Raw genomic sequence first — 18526 nt, 5'->3', positions numbered from 1 at the left:
CCCAGAAAGAACAGCAAAATTGTCCACTTTCCCACCTTCGATGCAGCCTTTTCGAAAGGCCGTTTTCTTTATGCGATGACGGGTATCAATTCCTAATGTCATCCAGGAACTCCAGAACGCGCGCATAGTCTTCACTGACCTCGCGGGCCTGCTCAAAAACCTCTCGCCTCTGCTGATCTAGGCAACGGAAGTACCGCTCGACATAGGTAAAATACGTCTCCGCATCGCGCCTCAACAGGTGAGCATATGCCCGCACGTCGTCGGCATTGGTCGGCATCCAAGGCGGCGCAGGCGGCAGGCAAGGCGGCGCAGGCGGCAGGCAAGTGCCCGCAATCGCGGCGGAACCCCAGCTCAGAACGACCATAACCGCCCATTTTGTTTCAAAAGCGCCATATTATCTTGGCTCAGCCACTCCGTTGCAGTAAATTTGTTTCAACGCATGAATGGCGCGATAACTCAAATTGCACCTATTGATTGCATTATTATAATATTGTATCGGTTCGGTAGTCCATGAGGGACTGCCGGGCCAATGCACAATTCTGCAAGGCTCGATCCTATGAATTTGATGCAAGACGCCCCTAATGTTGTCAGTGAAGACGGGCTGCGCACACTACTTGCCGAGGGTCATTCGGCGGATGTTGTGTGCCGGGTTACGCCCAAGCGTACAGGTGCTCAGTGGTCCGGAGTTTGGACCGTGCATTGCGTCTCGCCAGATGGCGAGACGCGTCGCCTGCTCGTCACCGCGCGCAACAACATGGCAGCTCGGGAATTCAAGACAATCAACGGCTTATCAAGCTTCCTTGCGGGCCTTGGTGTTTCGATCGTCTCGATCCCGATGCTCGAAGGCAAAGTCGCCTCACACAAGCTGGACGACGCGGGCTAAGCCACTTGCCTTACTCGCAGCAATCGTCGCTGCACCCGCTTATTCTGAAGGCTTCGTGCTTTCCATACGGGCCGATGGCCAGCTGGAGACCAAAGCACCGCAATCCGATTTTGCGCAAAGCTATGTCGACGGGAATGGTGCAAACCCACCAGAGCTGATCGTTTTTGCAGCGCCTGAGCCTGTAGAGTCGCCTACTGCACCCGCCCGCGCAGTTCCTCGCCCCGAAATCCTCGAAGCCCTTGAAAGTACCGCACACCGTTATGGCGGGCACCCCGCACTGCGCCGTGCTGGCCTCTCTGTGTCCGAATGGCAGGCACTGTTCCAAGCCAATATTGAGATTGAAAGCGCCTATCGCCCGAATGCGCGCAGTTCCGCAGGCGCGATCGGCCTCGGGCAGTTGATGCCCGCAACGGCCGCGCAGCTCGGCGTCGATCCGCATGATTGGCAGGCCAACCTCGACGGGTCCGCCCGCTACCTTCTGATGATGTTGGCACAGTTCGGCACGCCCGAACTCGCGCTTGCCGCCTACAACGCGGGGCCAGACGCGGTCGCGCGCTATGGCGGCATTCCTCCCTACCGAGAAACCCAAAATCACGTGCGCCGGGTCATGGCCGTGCGTGACCGACTGACTGGAGCCTCCTGATGCACATTCAATTCCGCACGATCCTGTCGCTGGCTCTGGCCAGTTTGATGATTGCCAATCCCGCCCTTGCGCAAAGCATCGACCTCTCGCCGGTCCAGAACCTGCTGCAGGGCATCGTCGACACGATCACCGGTCCCTTGGGTATTGTCATCGGAACCTTGGCCTTGATCGGTGTGTTCCTCTCCTGGCTCTTTGGCATTCTGGATTTCCGCCAGGCCCTTTGGGTGCTGGTTGCTATCGCAGGCATTGCAGCTGCGCCGACCATCGTGACCGCCATCTGGGGCGCGTAGATCCGGCATGGCAACGCAAACCCGCCTCTTCCTCGGCCTGATCCGGCCACCAAAGCTTATCGGCTTGCCGATCATGTATGCCATGGTTTGGCTCTTCGGGTTTGTGTTGCTGTTTCTTTGGGTTCAAAGCTGGCCGGTGATCATCATCGCCGCTCTGGCCTATCCCGCGCTGTGGAAAGCGGCAGATTGGGATCCGGCCTTTCTTGAGGTGATGGTCACTGCCCTGCAGGAAACGCCGCTTACCCCGAACCGCAAGATCCATTCGGGGGACAGCTATGCTCCGTGATCCTTCGGATGATCTTGCAACGCTGCCAGACTGGGCGCGCAAAGAGCGCCCGATGGCCAGCATGCTGCCCTATGTCAGCCTGGTGAATGATGTGACGATCCGCACGCGCGGCAATGCTCTGTTCCAGTGCATCCGTCTTAATGGCGTCAATAGCATGACCAGCGATGACGTGCATTTGGAGAAGATCCGCGCGCTCTTTGCAGCGATCATTGCGCAGATTGGGCCAGAGTACAGTTTCTACGTCCACAAGGTTTCAAAAGCGATCGAGCCGGCCTTGCCACCGGTTCGCGAGGAAGGGTTTGCGCAAGCGCTGGATACCCGCTGGCAACTGGCCTTGGCGCGGGCGGATCTGCGAGACAAGACACTCACACTCACGGTACTGAAACGTCCTCCCCTCGGCGCGCGGCTGCGCCTGAAGCGCTCAGATTCGATCGCCCAGCTGAAAGACCAGACGGCCAAGCAGCTGCGCAAGCTCGAGGAGGTCGTTGGGTTTCTGCTGTCGTCTTTTGCGGAAATGAACCCGCATCTGCTGGGGGCCGAAAGCGGCGAGCTTCTCGGGTTCCTCGGCGCGCTCAACATTGGCCAGGAGCGACCGCTCTTCGCAAAATCCCGCCTTGGCGTCATTGCCGAAGATGTAGCCAACACCCGCGTCACGTTTCAGGGGCGAGGCTTCACGCTCGACGATGGGACGGCGGGCAAGCGGTTTGGCACCAGTTTCGCAATCAAGACTTACCCAGCCAAAACCAGCTGCACCATGTTCGATGAGCTAAACCTGCCCGTAGACATGGTAGTCACGCATTCCTTCACTCCCATCAACAGCAACATCATGGCCAGCCGGATAAAGCGTCAACAGCGCCTGATGAAGGCCAGCGATGATGGCGCGATTTCGCTCGCCGAAGAACTGGTCGACGCGCTAGACGATCTGGAATCCAAGCGGCTCAGTTTCGGCGATCATCACATGACGGTGACTGTTTTCGCCGAGACAGAAGAAAAGCTGGAAGCGATTGCCGCTGAAGTGCGCAACATCGCGGCAAGTGAAGGCGTCAATCTGGTGAATGAGAGTTTTGCGGCTCGGACACATTATTTCGCGCAGCATCCGGGCAATGGGCAGATGCGCAGCCGTAAGGCCGCAATCACCAACACGAACTTTGCGGACCTCGCAGCGCTGCATCGCGGTCAACTTGGCAAACCCGGACACAAAGTGCCTTGGGGCAAACCGATTACCCTCTTTCCGACACCTGAACGCTCGGGCTTCCTGTTCAACTACCATGAGACAGGTCAGCCGGACAAAGAACCGACGGGCGGGCATACCTTGATCCTCGGCCGACCTGGCTCCGGCAAGTCGGTCTTGTCAGCCTTTCTCATGACCCAAGCCCGGCGCTGCGATGCGCGCGTGTTTGTCTTCGACTATCGCGCGGGCATGGAAATGGCTGTGCGGGCCAATGGCGGGCGCTACAGCGCTATCAAGGCGGGTGAAGCAACCGGTCTCAACCCGCTCCGCACCGAAATCGACGGGCGCGGGCAAGCCTGGCTTTCTGATTGGCTGGCCACGCTACTGCATCGTGCCGACAAGCCCCTGAGCCCTGTTCAGATCAATCGCATCCAAGAAGTGGTGCGCCAGAACGCCGGAGCGAGCGATGCCGCCCTACGCAACTGGCAGGATTTGGCCTCGCTCTTTGTGGCAGGAGCTGACGAAGGGGATCTGTTCGAACGGATTCAGGAATGGACCTCAGATGGCCGCTACGGCTGGATCTTTGGGCAAAGCGCCGAGGATACCTTCTCACTCGATGGTGATGTGGTCGGTTTCGACCTGACCGGCATTCTCGACAGCGAAAGCGAGAAGGAACGCATGGCGGTCTTGTCCTACCTGTTTCGGCGAGTGGAGCGGGTGATCGAGGACCGCAAGCCGACGTTGATCATCATCGATGAAGCCTGGAAGGCGCTGGATAACCCGTATTTTGCTGCCCGGCTCAGCAACTGGCTTGTGACCGCGCGCAAACAGAACGCGGTCGTCGTGATGATGACTCAATACGCAAGCCAACTTGAGAAAACTCGCACCGGCAAAACGATTGTCGAGGCTGTGCCGACGCAACTCTTGCTTCCCAACATTCGCGCCTCGGCCAGCGATTACACCATGCTGGGACTATCTGAGAAAGAGCTCAGCGTTTTGCTCGGCACGGGCAGCAACTCTCGCCTGGCGCTGATGCGTGACGATCAAGGCTCGGTCGTGATCGACGCCGATCTCAGCGCGCTTGGCCCTTACCTCACGATCCTTGGCGGCATGGAAAAAGGCGAGGCGCTGGTCGGCGCGGATTACCGCCAGAATCCCGAATTTTGGAGACAGATTGATGCGTAGCCTTTGTGTGCTGACCCTCACCCTTTTGACCCTGACAGCCTGCGCGGAATACCGGCCATCAGAGGCCGAATGCTTCAAGTCCTTTGCCGAGGTCAGCCGCAGCAACTGCAATTTCGAACTGCTCGGACCGATTGGTGGTCTTGGTGAGTAAGCACCGCCTGCATATCTTTGCAGGCTTGGTGTCGCTCGCCGCGCCAATGGCCTTTGCCCAAGGCGTGCCAACCTTTGATGCAGGCATGTTCTTGCAGCGCGAGCGCGTGCTGCAACAAAGCGAACAAGATCTGGCGCTGCAGCGAGACCGGCTGACCAAAGAAGAAGAGCTTGAAGAACTCGAGCAAGAACAGCTCCAGGCGCTGGAAGACATTCTCGATGCCACGACGTTGGCCAGCGGGAATTCCGGCGCACTGGTCGCAAGCCTGGAAGTTGGTTCAACACCTGAAAGCGCCGCAGACACGCTCTATGGTTCGGTCGACCCGAACCCAGGCGCAGCCCAGATGTTCGGCGATGCCTCGGGATCGATTGAAGAGCTGATCATTCGTGCCGCGCAAGAAACGCACCGCATGTCTGGCGTGCGCGCAGCGGGTCTATCGCCCAAGCAGTGGCGCTGTCTTTTGCAGGCGCTGATCTGGCAAGAAAGCCGCTTCACCATCGGCGCGCGTTCACCGGTTGGTGCGTTTGGCCTGACCCAGATCATGCCCGGCACGGCGCAGGATCTGGGTATTTACCCAAACTATTACGAAAATCCCTATATCCAGGTCACGGGCGGCGCGCGCTATCTGGCGCAGATGCTGGCCATGTTTGATGGCAACATCATTTACGGGCTGGCCGCCTACAATGCCGGTCCCGGCAATGTGCAGCGCTACGGCGGTGTGCCGCCCTTCGCTGAAACCCAACACTACGTTCAGGTGATCCCCGAGCGTTATAATCTCTACCTTGCCCGCGTGGGCGGCGTCGACGCGCTTGGCACCATTGATCCAGTTTTGCTCGCCAACTCCACAATGAGCCTGACCTCATTCGGCGCAGGGGTCTATGGCGATTACTCCTTGGTCTCCGTGCAAGCGGCCGCGTTGCGCGTGCAGGACATCATCACCCGCATTGGCGAGACAGATGACATTCACGCGGCGATGTCGCTCAACACCTACGCGCGGGCCGAACTCGCCCGCCTGATCGCGATCCGCACGCGCCTCAAGGCCGCCCACACCCGCCCGCTCAGCGCGGCAGAGCTGGCCATGGCGGCCGCGCAGGCGCGCGAACAGGACTTCATGCAATTCGATCTGGAGGTACTCCGATGATCCGCTTTCTTTCTGCCGTAGCCTCCTGCGCGTTGCTGGTTGCCTCACCCCTATTTGCCCAAGGTGTCCCCACGGTCGACACGCGCAACATCGCGCAGGAAATTCGCCAGCTGCAGCAAATGCTGGAGGATTTCGGGATCCAGACCGACCAGCTCGACACGCTTCTCGAACAACTCGATCTCTTGCAGCAGCAACTCGACACACTCAATGAGACCTACGCCGCCCTGACTGGCGCGACGGATATCATCGAAATGGCCATGGGCGGTGATCTCGACGGCCTCCTGGATCAAGAATTCGGCGATCTCTTGGGGACTATCCGACAAATTCAAAGCGGTGACTTCAGCGGCCTTATCGGCAACGCCGCCCCTCAGATGGAAGGCCGGATGACGCAAGCCTTGGAGGATGCAGGTTTTGACCAAGACACCCTCTCTGACATGGCCAGCAGCGGCAATCCAGGAGCTGAACGCATAGCAAGCCAAGCGGGCACCGGGGCGGTAATGTCTGCGGCGGCAGAGAACAGCTATGACGAGGCCGCGCAATCTCTCGAACGGGTCGAGCAGCTGGTCTCCCTGATCCCGGACATGGAAACGCTCAAGGAAGCCGTCGATCACAACACCCGCGTCACAGCCGAGCTGGCCATTGCCATGACGCGCATGTGGGAACTCGAAGCCATCCAGACCGTCGGCGCGGGCCAGTCCGGCGTGGTGGATGCCGCCACGCTAGCTGAAGAGCGCCGCTATATGGACTTCACCCTGCCAGACCTGCGCGCGGACTGACCCATGAACAGTGAAGCAGAAATCATCGAAGAAGAGCTCGTGTACGGCGCACGACGACGCGAGCTCTTGTGGCAGAAGCTGGGGCTGACAGGCATGGCGTTTGGCATGGCAGGCTGCCTCGCCGCTGCCCTTGTTGCCCTGCTCGACGTGGACCCGCCGCCCATGATCGTGCCCTTTGATAGCGAAACCGGCATGGCCCTCCCCAATGCCGTGGTTGAAGCGGTCTCACTCACGGAACGCCCCGCTATCATCGAGGCACAGGTCTACCGCTATGTCATCGATCGAGAGACCTACAATCAGCTCGACAATGACGTGCGGGTGCGGCGGGTCCTAGACCAGTCGGACGGCGCGGCCGCTGCAGGACTGCGCGCATTATGGACCAGCGGTCATGAGGCCTATCCGCCGGACAGCTACGGCACAGATGCACGTCTGGATGTCGAAGTTTTGTCGATCACGCATATCAGCGCCAATCGCGCCCAGGTGCGCCTGCGCAAGCGGCTGAACTCGCCGCGCGGCAGTCAAAACGGGCTCTTCACCGCAACCCTGATGTTTGAGTTTCGTCCCGAGAACAGCCGGTTGATCGACGATGTCTGGCAGAACCCTTTCGGCTTCACTGTCACCGAATATGCGATCCGCTCGGATCGTCTGGAGTAACCCATGCGCCGCCTGTTCTTGACCCTCGCCCTCATTGTTCCGCTTGCTGGCACGGCTTTCGCCGAAACTCAGCCGCGACAAGGCCCCTATGATGCCCGCGTCCGGCTGGCCACTTATCAGGATGGGCAGGTCTACCGCATCCGCACCAGCCTGACCCATGTGACCAGCATTGAATTCGGCCAGGGCGAGACAATCCGCTCGATCATTGCGGGCGACACCGAAGGCTTCCTTCTGGACGGCGTGCCCGGTGGCCAGGCCTTTGCGATCAAGCCCGTCACGCGCGGCGCGCATACCAACATCACCGTCTATACCAACCGGCGTAGCTATTATTTCAACGTCACCGAGGCGAGCTCACCGACCTTCTACGTCATCCGCTTCGCCTATCCCGAGTCCGCTCCCCAGCAATCGCGTGTGGCAGCAAGCCAACCTGCAAACCACGCCTATGGCGTCAGCGCGCGATCCGAGATCACCCCGCGAGAAATCTGGGACGATGGCACATTCACTTACTTCCGCTTTGCCGCGAACGCGCCACTGCCCGCGATCTTTCGCTGGTCTGCAGGCAATGAACGCAGTGTGAATGCGCTCGCGCGGCCAGACGGCGTGATCCGCGTGTCAGGTGTCAGCGATCAATGGGTCCTCAGACTCGGTGAGGACGAGATCTGCGTCCAAGAGATGAGCGAGGCAAATCAGGATGAGTGAAACAGCTGAGCTTAAGAAGCGCCTCGAAGCGCTTGAAGGAAAACCACAAAACCCAAAGGTGCGGCCGTCTGTTATCACGATTGCCTTGGGCATTGGGGCAATCGCTGCCCTTGGCGGCCTCTTGCTGTTGTTATCTGGCAGCTCTGAACCCGACAGCCTGGAAACCGCGTCCCCTGATGAGTTCCAAGCAGCCGGACCGGGCTTTGGTGCGCTCGAGCCCACGCCTGCACCGATTGACACAACCCCGCCGCCGGAGCCGGAACCAGACCGCGAAACAGAAGAGCTGCGCGCGCAAATGGACGCCATGCGGTCCGAGCTCGAAGCCATGCGCAACGCACCTGCACCTGAGACTCCGACCGTCGATACAGAAGCGCTGGACACATTGGGTGCAGAGATCGATGCCCTGCGCAGTGAGGCTGCAGCGTCGCAAGCCGCCTTGCGCGAGGAGTTGGAAGAACGCGCGCGGCAAATCCAGCGACTGCAGAATGATCTGGAGCTCGCACGCCTGAAAACGCCGCGCACGCCCGCACCAACCGGCCCCACGGCTGAAGAACTGCGTCTTCAGGAACTCGAGCGGCGGCGGCAAGCCGAACTTGAGGAACTCCAAGCCCGTATCGCCAGCCCAATCATCGCCTTTGGCGGTTCCGGCGGCGGCAATGCAGAGACCGCCGCCGAGCAGCGTCGACTTGATGGCGACACAGACTTTGTCCGCAATGGCGCTGAACCCGCTGAGGTGACGCAAGCCCAGTTGATTGTGAACCCGTCAAACACCGTCGTTCAGGGCACAGTGATCCAGGCCGTGCTGGAAACCGCAATCGACAGCTCTCTCGCCGGTCAGGTCCGCGCGATTGTGTCTGAAGATGTCCACGCCTATGACGGCTCACGGGTTCTGATCCCGCGCGGCGCGCGTCTGATCGGGCGCTATCAATCCGGCCTCGACATCGCGCAACAACGCGTGACGATCGCCTGGGACCGGATCATTCTGCCCAGCAACCAGACCGTCGAAATCAGTGCCTTCGGTGGCGATGAATTGGGTCGCTCCGGCACCACCGGGTTCGTCGTCAGCCGTTTTGGCACGCGGTTCGGGTCCGCCGCCCTGATATCGCTGATCGGAGCTTTGCCTGCCGTCGCCGCGCAGAACACCGAAGACGGGATCACCTCGGACGTGCTCGAAGGCATTGGCGAAGACCTACAAGACAGCGCGCAAAGCGTCATCGGCGAATATCTCTCGGTCTCGCCTGTGATCTACGTCGATCAAGGTGCCCGCGTCACAGTGATGGTCGACCGCGATCTGGAGATTTTCTGATAATGGCCGCCAGCTATCTGCAAAGCTCGATGGACAAGATCCCCGAGGCGCGTGACCCAAAGCTGATTGAGCTTTGTATCAACCCTGACGGCACGCTTTGGGCCGAGTTTCAGGGGGATCACTTTATGCGGCGCGTCAGTCGACAGCTCTCGCAGAACGAGATCAAGGACTTGGGTAATCAGATTGCGTCCGCCGCGAACACCACGCTCAGCCGGACCAAGCCTATCGTCTCGGTCAGCATCACCTATCGCGACCGCCCGATCCGCGCGCAAGTCATCCAGCCCCCCGCTGTCGATGGCGGTTACGCGATTTCCCTGCGGTTCTTTGCCGACCTGCCGCTTGAACAGATCAAGCTATCCTACCTTTTCGGCAAAGAGCGCAGCAATGAAAGTGCCCGGCGCAGGCGCAACGCCGAATTGCGCGATGTCGTGGCCACAGGCGACATCGACGCGGCGATAAAGTTCTGCGTCACGCACAAGCTCAACATGATCGTGTCCGGCGGCACCTCGACCGGCAAGACCGTTACGGCACGCAAAATCCTTTCCTTTGTGCCCGTCGACGAGCGTATTATTACGATCGAAGAGGCCGCCGAGCTGCGTCCGACACAGCCGAATGTCGTCACGCTGATGTCTGACCGCGATGAGGCCACGCGCAGCGCTGATGTCCTGCTGACCTCCACCCTACGCATGCGGCCGGACCGTATCGTCCTGGGCGAGGTGCGTGGCAAAGAGGCCATGACCTTCCTCGAGGCGATAAACACCGGCCATGGTGGCTCACTCACCACGCTGCACGCTGAAACACCTCAGCTGGCGGTCCAGCGCCTCGCCATCGCGGCCCTGAAGACCGACGTGCCCATGACCTACCAGGATATGAACGACTACATCACTCGCTCGATCGATGTGATTATCCAGGCCGGTCGGCATGAAGGCGCGCGCGGCATCACCGAATTTTACCTGCCGATTGATCCGGCCCAAGCGAAGGAAACAGCCCATGTTTGAATACAAGATTGAACAGATTAACACCGCCAAGACAAAGCCCCCGAAGATCGAAGCTCAGCTGACCGCCCTTGGCCAAGATGGCGGGGAGCTAGTCTCGGTCGTGCCGGATTTCGATGGCGAGCATATCCTGAAGGCCTTCTTGAAGCGTCGAACAGGCGCGAGCGTCTAGAGCCAAACCGAGGAGGATCCGATGGCCGTCGTCACCTGGATGGTTGAGACAACCGACAACTTTCTGGACGACGCGGCCCAAACCACTTTTGGCAACGTCGCCGGGCAGCTTGGCGGCGTCATTGCGGTGGCCTCGACGCTCGCCGTGATCGGCGTCTTCCTCAACATGGTGTTTCAGTACAAATCCATGGATGGGCGGACCGCGTTCTGGTTCGCCATCAAGCTGATGCTGATCACCCTCTTTGCGATGAATTGGGTCCAATTCAACGCGGTCGCCAGCGCCCTCATCAACGGTCTCGACCAGCTCGCGGGCGGCATGGTGGCAGGACTTGGCGGGGGCGGAGCAGGTGCATCCTACTTTGCCGGGGCCTTTGACGATCTCATCGACGAATTTGGTGACTACCTGAACGCCGCCGGAGACAACATGCATTGGATGGCCGGAGCCCTGATCGGCGCGATTGGTGCGTTCCTTTTGGGCGTCATCGGCGCGCTCTGCGGCCTGGTCCTGATCTTCGCCAAGATCATGCTGGCCTTCATGATCGGCATCGCACCAATCATGATCGCGCTGTCGTTGTTCGACGTGAGCAAGGACTATTTCCACCGCTGGCTGTCCAGCACGGTGTCCTACGCGCTCTACCCCCTCGTGATCGCGGGCGTGTTTTCGACGGTCGTCGGCATGTCGCGCTCGCTGATGACCGAACTTGGAGATCCTTCCAGCGCAAGCAACATCGGCGCGCTGGTGCCTTTCTTTATGATGATGTTTCTCGCAGGTGGCATGATCATCGCGACTCCGCTGATCGTCCGCTCAATCTCAGGCAATTTCATGATGGCCGGACCGCCAAGCATTCCGGGGCCCGGCGGCTTCGCCAAGGGATTGGTCGGTACCAAGGGGTCCCGGGCGCGAGCACGTTTTGGGACAAGGTCAAATGCGGAGATCGCTGGGGCTGGAATACGTCAGGCAGGTGGCTCGGCCGTTTCGATCGTTCAGAGAGTTGCTGAACGGGCGAAGCGGTTGGAATAATGGTAATGGGGCAAGTTGGCCTTAGAACGCTACAGCAAGCTTCCAGGGTTTTGTGCGGCAGTCTCGTCATTAGTTCAGACTAAAGCTCTCAGTCTGGCATGTTTACGATCGCCACCCCATCGATACAGTCTCTTGCCAACTCGACCAGATGCGCGTGGTGTGTGAAGAGGATTGCTTGTCCGTTCTCGCCGATCTCGGCACAGAGTTGCAAGGCCGCTCGTGCCCGCACATCGTCAAATGTCTCCATGATATCGTCCAGGACCATCGGCAGTGGGCCAGGGTCACGCGCAAAGCTGCGATATCCAGCAAGACGCAACGCAAAGTACAACTGCCCCATGGTGCCCGTCGACATCTGCTCCACGGGAACCGTGTTTCCATCTGGCTGAATACCGACGAGCTTTTCACCTTCCGACTGTGTCCAGACATCAACGCCTGTCCAGGCCGGGGTGGTCATGGTGACAAAAGCCTCTTCGACGTCGCGCAGCATACTGCCGCGCCGCTCTGCCGCAAGGCGACGGAGCGCTCCTCGTGCCGCCAGCACTCCGAGTCGAGCCACGGCAGCCTGACGCGCGCCGCTCCGTAGCTCTTCCAGCAGTGTCGCTTGTTCAGTCGCGAGATCGCTGCGGTCGGCGGCCTGAAAAGCTTCGCGATATAAACGGTCAGCTTCTCGCTGAGCATCGCGGGCGCTGTCGCGGGTGAGCTGCGCGTCTTGCTGAGCCTGTTCCAGCTCTGTCGAGCGCGTTGCGTCAGGCATCCGGTCTAGTTCCTCGGAGAAAAGATCGGCATCGACTCCTTCACGGGCTTTTTCGCGATCACGTGCCGCAGTTGCCTTTTCCGCTCGCAAACGATCACGTTCGACCAACTTTGCAACACGATCGCGAGGCATCAAGTCCTGACCACCTTGCCCTTCGAAACAAGATTCTAGGTCGGCGTTCGCATCCTGTCGCTCCGTCTCTGCGCGACGTTTGAAACGATCAAGTTCATCCCGTCGCAATGCGGCCCCTTCCCGTTTTTCATCTGCCCGCACGGCCAAAGCTTGACGCGAGCGAGCGCGGTCGATGATCTGGACAGGATCTGCATCGTTTTCAGTATCCCCCAAAATTCGAACCAAGCGCTCCGCGCTATCTGCCAGCGCTGCGATTGCTTGCTCCAAGGCCCCAATCCGCACCGAGAGCTTTCTATGCTCTCCATAAAGCTGCTGCAGGCTCCGCAGGTTCGGTAAAGCGGCTCGCATACCGTCAAACGAACAATCCGGCAAAGGCAACGCAGCAGTTAACTGTTCAAGCTTATTCAAAGCGACGTCGTGATCGTCGCGCGTTTGCTCTGCCTTTTTTTCAAGCTCAGCAATGATCTTCTCGCCATCCTGCCATTTGGCCCAAGCCTCGCGATCGCTCTCTTCCAACGTGAGCGCTCTCTGAATCTGCGTGGGCAGATCACCTTGCGCGGGATCATACCCGAGGGGACGCGCCGTTACAGTCAACGCATCGCAAGCCTCCGCTTGTTGCACAAGACGGTCTTTCAACGCTTTTTCAGCATTGGAAACATCGGCCGCGGCTTCGGCCGCCGTCGTCAAAGCTTGTTGGCGAGCGTTGAAGGCCGAAGGGGGCGTGTCTGCTTCAAACCCCAGTGCCAGCGCCAATCTGGAACAACTTTCTGACAAGCGGTCATGTCTCGCAATCAAGTCGTCGTGACGGTTCTTTGCAGTTTCATGCCGGGCTTCAGCGCTCCGCACCTGCCCCTGTGCCGCCTGCAGCCGCTGTCGAGCCTCAGCCCCCGTAAGGTAATGTGCTCGGGCGCTGTCATCAGCGTACATCGCCGCCTCGAACTGGTCAGCCGTCTCACCCGTCAGATCGCCCCGATGCTGCTGCCATTCGATATCACGCTGCCGCCGCGTCTCTTCTGTCTTGACGATGTCAACGGCGTCAGGTGCAGCCTCCTGCGTAGATAGATCTGCCCGGGCCTCCACCAACTCGGCTACGCGGGCCTCGAGGCCTTTCCGGGCCGACGCAAGATCGGCAGTTAGGGTCGCCCAATCCTGACTGACTTCGTCGAGCGTTTCTCGCGCAGGTAGGCCTGATGCAACAAGGTCCATCCATGACTGCGGCAGACCAGCTGCGACCTTAGTCAGGCGCGCCAAAGCTTGGCCATGGGCAACTTCGAAAGCGGACATATCCGCCACGGCTTTCCATTTTTCATAGGCGTGTCTCAGAGCCGTCAAATCTTGCGGCTCACGGGGCGCTTTGCCATGTTGGGCGAGAGCGACTTCAGCGGCTTCCTTTGCAGCACCGGCTGAAAGATTGGCCGTCAAGCACTCCTGTACTGCCGTGGCGAGGTCCTCCAAATCATTTGCCTCTAAGGCGATTGTGGATGGCGGCGCATCCGGCACCTCGAGGAGAACCAAAATTTTGTCTATTTGCTGTCCGAGGTTGTCCAAGTCTTCGCGGCGACGGTCGAGGTCAGCCTTCGCGGTGCTCGCGCGCCCCAAAAGCGGTGCACCATCAAAAGTTAGTTGATCAAGCCGTTCCAACTCTGCCTTCAAAGGCTGGGCCAAGTTGTCGATTGGGTGGTCTTCGATGATCTGATCTAGTTTGACGATTTCTTCTTCCGCTTCAGTGACTCGGATCGACTGAGCCGCGATTTTCTCGACCAGGGCAGCGACACGCTCTGCCGCATCGGGGGCAAGGTCGGGACCGCCGGGAAAATCGGCCAAGACTTCAGTTAGTTGCCCCATCTTCTCGGTCCGATCATACCATAACTCCGCAGCCTTCGACGCTGCTTGTCGTTGATAAACTTGTCGAAGCTCAGCATCGGCAGTTTCGAAATCGGCTACTGTCCGGTCACGATCTTGGCGAAGTTTGCACTCTCGCTCAGTCGTCAAGTGATCAGCACGCAATTCGCGACCAATCTCTTTGAGGCGATCACTGCCGGTCTTCAATACCGTACCCCGACCACGTTTCTTGTAGAATTTGTCTGCTCGCTCAGCCAAGGAATCTAGAGTTTGAGCCATCCCTGTCAGGCCGGAGAGACCTGCATGCAGGAGTTGGCCAAGGTCACCCTGCGCTCCGGCTATCCGCTCGCCGCCCTCTCGCAGACCTTTCTCATTGAGTGAAAACCGTTCCTCATAGGTGTCTCGAGTCAGGCCGTGCAGAGCTCCAGACAAAATCGCCTCGTTGATAGGGCGTTCGTTCGAGTCCAGCAGTGATTGGGTTCTCTTGCTGTTGCGACGCAATACGGTGGTTCCACGTTCAGGCAGATCAAGTTCAGCACCCACCACAAGATCACTTCGATCGAACCGGAAAGCGTAGGGATGGGCCCCGCCTTTGAAACCGAAAAGCAATTCCAGAAAACCATTGAAAGCGGTAGACTTGCCTGCCTCGTTCTGTCCGAAAACCACCGTTACATCAGGCTTCCCATCGACCGGTTTGGGAAAACAAATATCGGCATCTTTAAAGCGCCCATAACGGATAAGATCCAACCGGTTCAATCTCATTGGGAGATATCCGCATGCAGAGTTAGAGAGACTTCCGCAATCGCTTCTTCGAGAAGCGCGTCCAATCTGTCCTCAGAAAACTCGTCTGTGATTTCTGACGGCATAGCTAGACGCAGTTCTTCGAGCTGTTGGAGAGCAGCTTGTCGAAAACCATCTTCGGTCAATTCCTCCTGCATCAAGCGAACCAAATCATCAGTCTCGGCACTGGATTGGCTGACCGGCAGTACCGATTTTACTTTGTCGAGGAATACGCCACTAATACTGTCCAGGACTTCTGACGCCAGTTCTGTAACAAGCTCCGTACCGTATCGCTTCGAAGTAGTGCTAAGACGCACAGCTATATCGCGCCCTGGCGCTTGCGCGGTCATCAAGCCGTCGCGCAATTTTCTAAGTACCTCTTGTTGGTCAGAACAGGTGCTTAGGTCTAGTGAGCATTCGAAAAAGCCAAGTCGCCCAACCGTTCGGCGTTCAAATTCCGCTCCCCCATCCCCCAGCGAAACCAAGGTCACCGTGCCCCCGCGACGCTCGCCAAAATGACGCGGTTGCGGGATACCTGGCATAACCGCCAGAACCGATCCATCCACTCGCTCAAACGGTGCGTGAATGTGCCCCAGACACCAAAGATCGAAACCGTGCCCCATCAGATCCTGTTCAGCGCAAGGCGCATAGGGATCATGACCTGGGGCACCATCTAGCGAGGTGTGCATAAGCCCAATATTTCGTTTTCCAGGAACTGGAACCGGGTAGTCAGGCAGGAAGCTCTTCGACACATGCGCCGTATCGAAGGACAAACCATGGAACGCAGCATCACCGATTTCGACCGTGGGCGCGCCTTTGTGCAAAAGGTGGATGTTCGGTCCCAATTCTCCATGTGCATTGTGATCCAACAGTGCATCGTGGTTGCCCCTGATCAGCACCGTGGGCACACCAGCTTCTGAGGCACGCGCCAGCTGAGTTATAAGGAAAGCGCGGGACTTAAGATCCGGGTAACCATTGTCAAAAATGTCACCCGCTAGCACAAACGCATCGACCTGATCCGATATCGCCAGATCAACGATCTCGACAAAGGTATCACGGCTGGCCTGCTTCAAACGATCTCCGAGGTCGGGATTGCGTAGTGCTACAGATCTTATGGGTGATCCGAGGTGAGTGTCAGCTGAAACTAGTAGGCGCATAATTGTTCCGTCCGTATTCCGCGAATGGTGCGGCTCTTACCCCGATGCAACAGTTTCGCAGTTGGCCTGAAATCGTAGTGCCTCCCTCGCAAATTGGGGTAAGACCATCCAACTTTTCGAGATCGATCCAAATCAACTTTCCGCACCCGTAAGAGCCTTGTAGTGCACTGGTGCAACGGTTTGGATCATCTCTAAGAGGTGCTTAATATTTGTCTGAGTTTCTCCAACCAATGCTGGGTCAAGGCCCGACATGGTCGGGTGTGATAAGTCATTGGTATACTTATACAAAGATGACTTGATCTGCTCATCATAGTCAAGATTCTCCAGCTTCTTGAAAAAAGATTTTCCGGTAGAATGCTGGTCTAGAAAGGTCTCGAGCACTTTTCTTGCTATGTTTGGGATTGGATAAGACTGAGCAATCGTCCCATCTGAAACAAATTCCGCAAGAGTTCTAAACAGATATATATATTCGTTTCGGTTTTCTATGAGAACTTTATCCAACGGCTTAAGGTCGGTCTCTCTGGCACCAGGACTGGTATTGGTGCAGTGCAGCATCCAATACGACTTATCTTTCTGATTGCCATAGGCAAACCATCCTAGAAGAAGCTTTAGGAACTCAAAATTGTGTGTCAAAAGAAAGACCTGCCGCGCATCTTTCACTGCACTCTTCAAATAGGAAAAGGCCTGATAAACTGAACTGGAGTCTAGACTGGAGATCGGATCGTCGATCACAACAATCCCATCTTCAAGGTCAAAATCTTGGTCATTCAAGCCGACAACGAAATACAGGAAGGTGATGGCTGTTTTCTCGCCTTCACTTAGCCTCTTTGCCGCTCGGCCAAAACGCATTACTCGATAACCCTCTCCTTCAGGTTCAAACCTTAGATCATCACGGCCCAAAAAAGAGGCCAGTTTCTGAGACAAGTCAGCGGCCGCTTGATGGGAGTTAGATATTCTAGCTCGGTTGTCTTTGATGCGTGTCTCTAGATCCTTAGTACCCAGAGTGCTGTTCTTCGCATCACCGTCAATGCACGCCTTAATCTCGTCATCCAAGACACTGATTTCATCTGAAACATCTTGAACATCTTGTTGGATCACCAACAAGAAATGTGTTTCGATCTTCGAAAAATTACTGTCGAGCCGATTCTGGTAATCATCAGTTTCTGCATTGTGGCGTCTGATAAGTGTGTTGAGTGCTTCTACTGCCGCATCCCAGGTTGAACTGCTGAGTGCGGAAATCATCACCTCATAGCTCTCTGTACGCCTAGTGAGCTTGTCCTTAAGCGCTTCATCCATTTCTTTCAGGTTTGACAGTATCTGGGCTTGTTCTTCGGAAAGGACCTTTGAATTCTTTGAGAATTCTTCCTGAAGTTCAGGGTAAAGATTTTTTTCACTCAAGCCTTTTATACGTTCAATTTTGTCTCTGGCTGCACGAACTGAGGAAATCGCACTCTCGATCTCTAACTTTAGTTTACTATCAGATTCGTTGAAGTGTGCAGCTAACTCCGCTTCACGGTCCTCGGGGATTTTTTGCAGGCAGTACTCGCAAATCTGGTCATCTTTCCTATCGTGAAGATCTCTCCCACGCTCGACCCAATCCGCCAATTCGGGATTGGTTTTTATGCGCTCTATTGCAGCAGATGTTGCACTTTTTCGCCCGAGGTTTAGGATTACGTCTCTCAGCAGTTTTAGCGCCTCAAAGAGAGTTTGCTCACCTTTATGAGTTTCCATTTTAACAGTTGGAAATTCATCCAAACGGTCTAGAGCAGTCTGTTTCATTTCCGCAGACGTGACGGCCAACTCATCGATGGAAAGCTGCTTGGCACTGGACAATTCGCCATAGGCTTTTTCGGCGTTTCGTTTGTTATAAGTCCTAGTGACGGCCCCTTTGGAGGCTTCGGTAATTTTTGGGGCCACATCGGTGAAGAGCTTCCCCTTCTTTTTTACCAACTTATCTCTTTCAGACGACTTTTCCTCAAGCTGCTGTTTCAGCAAGGCAAGCTGAGCTTCGTCCGACTTCACAGTCTCAGCAAGCGCCTTATTTTCTTCACCTATGACATATATTGGATTCAGCGTGCCTTCGAGTTTGCCAATGTTGGCATCCACATACTCCGCATTGAATACTCTTATCTTGCGCGAATAGGGGGCTCCCTGTTGAAAATCTCCATCTTCGGTCTTGATCTTATACTTGAGGTTTGGGAAACCTTCCGCTTGTCCCGTGTTCAAGTCTGCAAAAAAACGGGACAGTGTCGTCTTTCCCGAGCCGTTGAGCCCGTAGATCAAGTTAAATCGCTTAAAGGGTTCCATCCCCGCAGGCTTTTTGTAGTTTGAAAAAACGCCAAGATTTTCAATCTTCAAGAAGTGTTGGATCATGTAAATTTCCAAATACTCAAATTTTACAATGAAGTTCATTGCCACCTCTCACTATGTGTCAGAGGCCAGTGAACTGGCAACCGAAAACTCGCGCCAGAATTGTACCCCCATCCATC

General features: G+C 57.0%; 18 protein-coding genes. 14 read left to right on the top strand and 4 right to left on the bottom strand.

The window, feature by feature from the left end:
* Positions 1 to 85: 85 nt before the first annotated feature.
* Complete coding sequence (locus tag AC2FFH_RS07175) at positions 86 to 364, bottom strand: hypothetical protein (protein ID WP_496844082.1); 279 nt, start codon at positions 362 to 364, stop codon at positions 86 to 88.
* Positions 365 to 565: 201 nt separating this feature from the next.
* On the opposite strand from AC2FFH_RS07175, the gene AC2FFH_RS07170 reads away from it, so the two are divergent.
* From AC2FFH_RS07170 to AC2FFH_RS07105, 14 genes are all read left to right on the top strand, one after another.
* A complete protein-coding gene (locus AC2FFH_RS07170; RefSeq protein WP_253282779.1) occupies positions 566 to 883 on the top strand; it encodes a hypothetical protein in 318 nt (105 codons plus the stop codon).
* Positions 884 to 947: 64 nt separating this feature from the next.
* Complete coding sequence (locus AC2FFH_RS07165; RefSeq protein ID WP_496844254.1) at positions 948 to 1526, top strand: lytic transglycosylase domain-containing protein; 579 nt, start codon at positions 948 to 950, stop codon at positions 1524 to 1526.
* A complete protein-coding gene (locus AC2FFH_RS07160) occupies positions 1526 to 1816 on the top strand; it encodes a TrbC/VirB2 family type IV secretion system protein (protein WP_114885057.1) in 291 nt (96 codons plus the stop codon). The genes AC2FFH_RS07165 and AC2FFH_RS07160 overlap by 1 nt, the downstream gene beginning before the upstream one ends.
* A 7-nt stretch (positions 1817 to 1823) precedes the next feature.
* A complete protein-coding gene (locus AC2FFH_RS07155; RefSeq protein ID WP_496844081.1) occupies positions 1824 to 2102 on the top strand; it encodes a VirB3 family type IV secretion system protein in 279 nt (92 codons plus the stop codon).
* Positions 2092 to 4458: a VirB4 family type IV secretion/conjugal transfer ATPase gene (locus tag AC2FFH_RS07150; RefSeq protein WP_496844080.1), complete on the top strand. Its 2367-nt coding sequence runs from the start codon at positions 2092 to 2094 to the stop codon at positions 4456 to 4458. Before AC2FFH_RS07155 ends, AC2FFH_RS07150 begins: the two co-directional genes overlap by 11 nt.
* On the top strand, positions 4451 to 4609 hold the full coding sequence (locus tag AC2FFH_RS07145; protein ID WP_496844079.1) for a hypothetical protein: 159 nt from the start codon (positions 4451 to 4453) through the stop codon (positions 4607 to 4609). The genes AC2FFH_RS07150 and AC2FFH_RS07145 overlap by 8 nt, the downstream gene beginning before the upstream one ends.
* A 46-nt stretch (positions 4610 to 4655) precedes the next feature.
* On the top strand, positions 4656 to 5750 hold the full coding sequence (locus AC2FFH_RS07140; protein WP_496844253.1) for a lytic transglycosylase domain-containing protein: 1095 nt from the start codon (positions 4656 to 4658) through the stop codon (positions 5748 to 5750).
* Positions 5747 to 6526 carry a type IV secretion system protein gene (locus AC2FFH_RS07135; protein WP_496844078.1) on the top strand — a complete coding sequence of 260 codons (780 nt, stop codon included), beginning with the start codon at positions 5747 to 5749 and terminating at the stop codon, positions 6524 to 6526. The genes AC2FFH_RS07140 and AC2FFH_RS07135 overlap by 4 nt, the downstream gene beginning before the upstream one ends.
* 3 nt (positions 6527 to 6529) lie before the next feature.
* Positions 6530 to 7180 (top strand): VirB8 family type IV secretion system protein, encoded by a 651-nt coding sequence (locus tag AC2FFH_RS07130; protein ID WP_496844077.1) that lies wholly within the window; start codon positions 6530 to 6532, stop codon positions 7178 to 7180.
* 3 nt (positions 7181 to 7183) lie between these two features.
* On the top strand, positions 7184 to 7879 hold the full coding sequence (locus AC2FFH_RS07125) for a TrbG/VirB9 family P-type conjugative transfer protein (protein WP_496844076.1): 696 nt from the start codon (positions 7184 to 7186) through the stop codon (positions 7877 to 7879).
* Positions 7872 to 9185, top strand: coding sequence for a TraB/TrbI/VirB10 family type IV secretion system protein (locus AC2FFH_RS07120; protein ID WP_496844075.1), 1314 nt, complete (start codon positions 7872 to 7874; stop codon positions 9183 to 9185). Before AC2FFH_RS07125 ends, AC2FFH_RS07120 begins: the two co-directional genes overlap by 8 nt.
* A gap of 2 nt (positions 9186 to 9187) precedes the next feature.
* Complete coding sequence (locus AC2FFH_RS07115; protein ID WP_496844074.1) at positions 9188 to 10183, top strand: ATPase, T2SS/T4P/T4SS family; 996 nt, start codon at positions 9188 to 9190, stop codon at positions 10181 to 10183.
* The gene (locus tag AC2FFH_RS07110) at positions 10176 to 10352 is read left to right on the top strand and encodes a hypothetical protein (RefSeq protein WP_496844073.1); all 177 of its coding nucleotides are present in this window, start codon (positions 10176 to 10178) and stop codon (positions 10350 to 10352) included. The genes AC2FFH_RS07115 and AC2FFH_RS07110 overlap by 8 nt, the downstream gene beginning before the upstream one ends.
* 21 nt (positions 10353 to 10373) lie before the next feature.
* The gene (locus AC2FFH_RS07105) at positions 10374 to 11372 is read left to right on the top strand and encodes a TrbL/VirB6 family protein (RefSeq protein WP_496844071.1); all 999 of its coding nucleotides are present in this window, start codon (positions 10374 to 10376) and stop codon (positions 11370 to 11372) included.
* An 88-nt stretch (positions 11373 to 11460) separates the two neighbouring features.
* Here AC2FFH_RS07105 and AC2FFH_RS07100 read toward each other — a convergent pair whose 3' ends face one another.
* The 3 genes from AC2FFH_RS07100 to AC2FFH_RS07090 all read right to left on the bottom strand — a co-directional run bounded on the left by AC2FFH_RS07100 (position 11461) and on the right by AC2FFH_RS07090 (position 18449).
* Positions 11461 to 14862, bottom strand: a complete 3402-nt coding sequence (locus AC2FFH_RS07100; protein WP_496844070.1) for an AAA family ATPase — start codon at positions 14860 to 14862, stop codon at positions 11461 to 11463.
* Positions 14859 to 16037 (bottom strand): metallophosphoesterase family protein, encoded by a 1179-nt coding sequence (locus AC2FFH_RS07095; RefSeq protein ID WP_496844069.1) that lies wholly within the window; start codon positions 16035 to 16037, stop codon positions 14859 to 14861. The genes AC2FFH_RS07100 and AC2FFH_RS07095 overlap by 4 nt, the downstream gene beginning before the upstream one ends.
* A 132-nt stretch (positions 16038 to 16169) precedes the next feature.
* A complete protein-coding gene (locus AC2FFH_RS07090; protein WP_496844068.1) occupies positions 16170 to 18449 on the bottom strand; it encodes an AAA family ATPase in 2280 nt (759 codons plus the stop codon).
* Positions 18450 to 18526 lie beyond the last annotated feature (77 nt).

The sequence above is a fragment of the Ruegeria sp. YTSC003 genome (assembly GCF_059609785.1).
Note: the sequence above shows the minus strand (reverse complement) of the source record. Positions and strands in the feature narration are given on the sequence as shown.

Bases quoted from the DNA above. Each gene is read 5' to 3' on its own strand.
- AC2FFH_RS07155 (WP_496844081.1), top strand. From the start codon at position 1,824: ATGGCAACGCAAACCCGCCTCTTCCTCGGCCTGATCCGGCCACCAAAG.
- AC2FFH_RS07135 (WP_496844078.1), top strand. From the start codon at position 5,747: ATGATCCGCTTTCTTTCTGCCGTAGCCTCCTGCGCGTTGCTGGTTGCC.
- AC2FFH_RS07125 (WP_496844076.1), top strand. From the start codon at position 7,184: ATGCGCCGCCTGTTCTTGACCCTCGCCCTCATTGTTCCGCTTGCTGGC.
- AC2FFH_RS07115 (WP_496844074.1), top strand. From the start codon at position 9,188: ATGGCCGCCAGCTATCTGCAAAGCTCGATGGACAAGATCCCCGAGGCG.
- AC2FFH_RS07145 (WP_496844079.1), top strand. From the start codon at position 4,451: ATGCGTAGCCTTTGTGTGCTGACCCTCACCCTTTTGACCCTGACAGCC.
- AC2FFH_RS07110 (WP_496844073.1), top strand. From the start codon at position 10,176: ATGTTTGAATACAAGATTGAACAGATTAACACCGCCAAGACAAAGCCC.
- AC2FFH_RS07105 (WP_496844071.1), top strand. From the start codon at position 10,374: ATGGCCGTCGTCACCTGGATGGTTGAGACAACCGACAACTTTCTGGAC.
- AC2FFH_RS07140 (WP_496844253.1), top strand. From the start codon at position 4,656: ATGGCCTTTGCCCAAGGCGTGCCAACCTTTGATGCAGGCATGTTCTTG.
- AC2FFH_RS07170 (WP_253282779.1), top strand. From the start codon at position 566: ATGCAAGACGCCCCTAATGTTGTCAGTGAAGACGGGCTGCGCACACTA.
- AC2FFH_RS07175 (WP_496844082.1), bottom strand. From the start codon at position 364: ATGGTCGTTCTGAGCTGGGGTTCCGCCGCGATTGCGGGCACTTGCCTG.
- AC2FFH_RS07130 (WP_496844077.1), top strand. From the start codon at position 6,530: ATGAACAGTGAAGCAGAAATCATCGAAGAAGAGCTCGTGTACGGCGCA.
- AC2FFH_RS07090 (WP_496844068.1), bottom strand. From the start codon at position 18,449: ATGAACTTCATTGTAAAATTTGAGTATTTGGAAATTTACATGATCCAA.
- AC2FFH_RS07095 (WP_496844069.1), bottom strand. From the start codon at position 16,037: ATGCGCCTACTAGTTTCAGCTGACACTCACCTCGGATCACCCATAAGA.
- AC2FFH_RS07150 (WP_496844080.1), top strand. From the start codon at position 2,092: ATGCTCCGTGATCCTTCGGATGATCTTGCAACGCTGCCAGACTGGGCG.
- AC2FFH_RS07160 (WP_114885057.1), top strand. From the start codon at position 1,526: ATGCACATTCAATTCCGCACGATCCTGTCGCTGGCTCTGGCCAGTTTG.
- AC2FFH_RS07120 (WP_496844075.1), top strand. From the start codon at position 7,872: ATGAGTGAAACAGCTGAGCTTAAGAAGCGCCTCGAAGCGCTTGAAGGA.
- AC2FFH_RS07100 (WP_496844070.1), bottom strand. From the start codon at position 14,862: ATGAGATTGAACCGGTTGGATCTTATCCGTTATGGGCGCTTTAAAGAT.